At 61.2% G+C, this 4211-nt stretch carries 6 protein-coding genes; 3 read left to right on the top strand and 3 right to left on the bottom strand.

Annotated elements, in window-relative coordinates; all coding sequences use genetic code 11:
• The 3 genes from sfsA to msrA all read left to right on the top strand — a co-directional run.
• A partial coding sequence (gene sfsA, locus NW857_RS06495) for a DNA/RNA nuclease SfsA (RefSeq protein WP_414368386.1) occupies positions 1 to 390 on the top strand: 390 nt, incomplete at its 5' end.
• Positions 391 to 414: 24 nt separating this feature from the next.
• Positions 415 to 1200 carry an exodeoxyribonuclease III gene (gene xth, locus NW857_RS06490; protein ID WP_414363937.1) on the top strand — a complete coding sequence of 262 codons (786 nt, stop codon included), beginning with the start codon at positions 415 to 417 and terminating at the stop codon, positions 1198 to 1200.
• 96 nt (positions 1201 to 1296) lie between these two features.
• A complete protein-coding gene (gene msrA, locus NW857_RS06485) occupies positions 1297 to 1965 on the top strand; it encodes a peptide-methionine (S)-S-oxide reductase MsrA (protein ID WP_414335345.1) in 669 nt (222 codons plus the stop codon).
• Between the two features lie 103 nt (positions 1966 to 2068).
• Here the strand turns inward: msrA and cysW are convergent, their stop codons facing one another.
• The 3 genes from cysW to NW857_RS06470 form a co-directional block, all read right to left on the bottom strand.
• Positions 2069 to 2908: a sulfate ABC transporter permease subunit CysW gene (gene cysW, locus NW857_RS06480; protein WP_414335334.1), complete on the bottom strand. Its 840-nt coding sequence runs from the start codon at positions 2906 to 2908 to the stop codon at positions 2069 to 2071.
• A complete protein-coding gene (gene cysT / locus NW857_RS06475) occupies positions 2898 to 3710 on the bottom strand; it encodes a sulfate ABC transporter permease subunit CysT (RefSeq protein WP_414368383.1) in 813 nt (270 codons plus the stop codon). Before cysT ends, cysW begins: the two co-directional genes overlap by 11 nt.
• Before the next feature lie 6 nt (positions 3711 to 3716).
• On the bottom strand, positions 3717 to 4211 hold a 495-nt coding region (locus NW857_RS06470), incomplete at its 5' end, for a TOBE domain-containing protein (protein WP_414335337.1).

Raw genomic sequence — 4211 nt, 5'->3', positions numbered from 1 at the left:
GGGTTTTCTCGTTGGCAACGGGAAGTGACCTGCGGCAGGAGCAAAATCGACTTCCTGCTGATAGGAGACTCTGGCTTGGCCTACCTAGAGGTTAAAAATACCACCTGGGCCGTGGGATCCCGCGCCCTCTTCCCGGATACGGTGACGACTCGCGGGCAAAAACACCTGGAAGATTTGATTGAGATCCGCCGGCAAGGGCAGCGGGCTCTGCTGCTGTACTGGATCAACCGTGCCGATTGCACCGAGTTCGCCCCTGGCGCAGAACGGGATCCCCGCTATGCCCATCTGTTTCGCCAGGCGCTGCAGGCGGGGGTCGAGGTGTTGCCCTACCGGATCGCGGTCTCGCCCCAGGGGATCCATCCCCTGGGTTTGGCCAAAATGGTGGCCTGAGCGTTGTCTTGGGAACCTGCTGCTATGCAAGTGGCCACCTGGAATGTCAACTCCATTCGCACCCGGTTGCCGCAAGTTTTGGCTTGGCTAGACAAGCAGGGATCCCTGGATGTGCTCTGCTTGCAGGAGACCAAGGTGGTGGATGAGGACTTTCCCCGCGCCCCCTTTGAGGAGCGAGGCTTTCATGTGGAGGTGTACGGGCAAAAGTCCTACAACGGCGTGGCCGTAATTAGCCGGGAGGTGCCGGAGAAGGTGGAGCGGGGGTTTGGCGCGCTGCTGTCGGCGGCTGCAGACCTGGACGAGCAAAAGCGGCTGATCGGTGCCCTCTACCACGGGATCCGCATTCTCAACCTCTACGTGCCCAACGGCGAGGCGGTGGGATCCGACAAGTACGCCTACAAGTTGCGCTGGCTGGCCACGCTGAAGGACTACCTGGCCGTTGCCCTCAGCCAAGGGGATCCCATCTTGCTCTGTGGGGACTTTAACATTGCCCTGGAAGACCGCGATATCTACGATCCCCAAAAGGCCGGAGAAATCATGGCCTCGGAGCCAGAACGGCAGGCCCTGCGGGAGATCCTGGCTTTGGGGTTTGAGGATGCCTTTCGCAAGTTTAACCCGGATCCCGGACATTTTAGCTGGTGGGACTACCGGGCCGGAGGGTTTCAGAAGAATCGCGGCTGGCGCATCGACCACCTCTACCTTTCTCCCCCGCTCCAGGACAAGGTCACTGCCTGCTGGATCGACGTCGAGCCGCGGCGGCTACAAAAGCCCAGCGACCATGCCCCTGTGGTTGTGGAGCTGGCGGTCTGAAATCCCCAGGCCGCTCCCTTGCCAATCTTTTCTCGAGACAAGAGCGGCTATCTACGCTAGGCTGGTAGATGTTAACGAATGTATCGGGCTACCGCCATGGCGCTCTTTGGTTTTGGCAAACTGAGCAAGAAGCTGACCTTGCCCACGCCGGAAGAGGCTTTGCCGGGCCGCTCCGAGCCAATGGCAATCGTTAACCGGCACTACGTCAAGGGCACGCCCCTAAAGCCCCCTTTTCCCGAGGGCATGGAGCTGGCCCTGTTCGGCATGGGCTGCTTTTGGGGAGCGGAGCGCAAGTTTTGGCAGTTGCCCGGGGTGTTCACCACTGCCGTGGGCTACGCTGGCGGGTATACCCCCAACCCCACCTATGAGGAGGTTTGCACCGGTTTGACTGGCCACAACGAGGTGGTGCGGGTGGTTTACGATCCCAGCCAGATTAGCTACCTGCAGCTTTTGAAGGTGTTTTGGGAAAACCACGATCCCACCCAAGGGATGCGCCAGGGCAATGATGTGGGCACCCAGTATCGCTCCGGCATCTACGTCTATTCCCCGGCACAACGGGAGCTGGCGGAAAAAACCCGCGATCTCTACCAGCAGGCTCTGAGCGCCCACGGCTACGGCCAAATCACCACTGAGATCCTGGACGCCCCAGAGTTCTACTACGCCGAAGACTACCACCAGCAGTACCTGGCCAAAAACCCACGCGGCTACTGCGGCCTGGGGGGCACCCAGGTTTGTCTGCCCGAGATCCTCACCGAGTCTGTCTAAGCCACACCCTAGCCGATGACGGTCATGGCTGCCCTCACCCCCGGCCCCTCTCCCTCAGGGAGAGGGGGGTTAGAGCGTTGATTGCAAGGATCCCAAAAGATGTCTAGAAGATGCGGCGGGAAGGGGATCCCCGCTCCAGCAGCTCCTTGGCCACCAGGGTTACCACCGCCAGCAAGGAGAGCACCACTGCCGCCGCATAGGCCGAGCCCGTGGCATAGCTGCGGTAGGCATCTTCCACAAATAAGGGAAGGGTCTGGGTGCGGCCAATGATGTTGCCAGAGACCACCGCGACAGCGCCGAACTCCCCCATGGCGCGGGCATTGGTCAGGATGACCCCGTACAGGAGTCCCCAGCGGATGTTGGGTAGGGTGATGCGCCAGAAGATCTGCCAGGAATTGGCCCCCAGGGTTTTGGCGGCTTCTTCTTCCTCGCTGCCGGCCTCTTCCAACACCGGCAGTACCTCCCGCACTACAAAAGGGAGCGTGATGAAAGCCGTGGCCAGCACAATGCCCGGAAAGGCAAAGATGACCCGCAGGTTCCAGGATCCCAGCCAACCCTGACGGCCAAAGAGGAGCACCAGCATCAGGCCGGCCACCACCGGGGAAATGGAAAAGGGCAGATCGATCAAGCTGAGCAGCAAAGCCCGCCCCGGAAAACGGCGGCGAGCCAAGGCCAAGGCGGCGCAGAGGCCAAAAAAAGTATTGAGGGGAACAACAACCAGCGCCGTCAGCACCGTCAATCGGAGGGCGCTGAGCAGCTCCCGCTCGGTCAGGTGCTGGAGAAAAGCTGGGATCCCTTCTCGAAACGCCTGATAAAAGATGTTCACCACCGGGATCCCAAGCAGCAGGGCGATGTAGAGCCCGACAATGCCGATCAACAGGCCCGACAGCCAAGGGTTTGTCGATGGCTCCGGTTGGACACCCGCTATCCCGTCAGGTTTCATGGCGACTTCCCCAGGCTTGCAGAAGGTTAATCACCACCAGCGACAAGAACGAGATCCCCAGCATCGCCGTCCCGATCACCGTTGCCCCGGCATAGTCGTACTGTTCCAGCCGCTGGATCACCAGCACTGCCGCGATGAGATCCCGGAAGGGGATGCTAGAGGCGATGATAACAATGGAGCCATATTCACCCACAGCGCGGGAAAACCCTAGGGCCACGCCGGTCAACACGGCGGGCAAAATCTGGGGCAGCACCACCTGCCAGAAGGTCTGCCAGCGGGAGGCGCCCAAGCTCCAGGCCGCCTCTTCCACATCTCGTTCCAGCTCCTGCAGCACCGGCTGTACCGTCCGCACCACAAAGGGAAAAGAGATAAACAGCATCGCCACCCCCACCCCCAGCCGGGTAAAGGCAATGCGGATCCCCAAGGGGGCCAAAAGGGATCCAATCCAGCCGTTGCTGCTGTAAACGGTTGCCAGGGTGAGGCCGGCCACAGCCGTGGGCAGGGCAAAGGGCAGATCGATCAACCCCTCGAGGAGCTTTTTGCCGGGGAAGGCGTAGCGCACCAACACCCAAGCCGTCAGGGTGCCCATTACGCCGTTAACCAAAGCCGCCAGCAGCGCGGTTACAAAAGTAACCTCATAGGCGGAGAGGGCCACCGGATCCGTCGCGATCCGCCAGAACTCCGCCCAGCCGACGCTGCTGGACTTGGCGATCAAGGCCGCCAGCGGCAAGGCCAACATCAGGAAGAGATAGCCCAAGCTCAGCCGCCACGGCCAAGACAGTTGAAACCCGGCTTGCTGCAACTTTCCTCAAGCTCCCAGCGACATCGGACTCCGTCCCGCCATTGCCAGCGGGGTCATGGCAGTTTTCTTATCGTTTTTTTTGAGGGGAAAGGCCTTGACCACCTTGGGGCGGACATAGACCTGCTGCCCCACCTGCAGCGGCTGGCTGGCATATTGCTCGCGGCTGAGGTGGGCCCACAGGGATCCGCCATCGCTGAGAATCAGCTCCGCCTGGATCTCCCGCCCCAGGTGGATGATCTCTTTGACCCAAGCCGAGACGCCGCTGCTATTGGGGTTGACCTCGATCTGCACATCGTGGGGGCGCAAGAAGAGCTGGTGCGGGCCCGCCTGGGCCTCGGGAAGCTGGCAAGATAACAGGGAGCGGGGAGAGAGCTCGTTGACCGGGCCGATGAAGCTCATGACAAAGGGGGTGGCCGGGTGATCGTAGATCTCGGCAGGGGATCCCACCTGTTCGATCCGCCCCTGGTTCATGACCACGATCTGGTCGGCTACCTCCATGGC

The organism is Synechococcus sp. H55.9 (assembly GCF_047462355.1).
GTDB lineage: Bacteria > Cyanobacteriota > Cyanobacteriia > Thermostichales > Thermostichaceae > Thermostichus.
The sequence above is the reverse complement of the archived record's forward strand: the minus strand, read 5'-3'. Positions and strand labels throughout refer to the sequence as shown.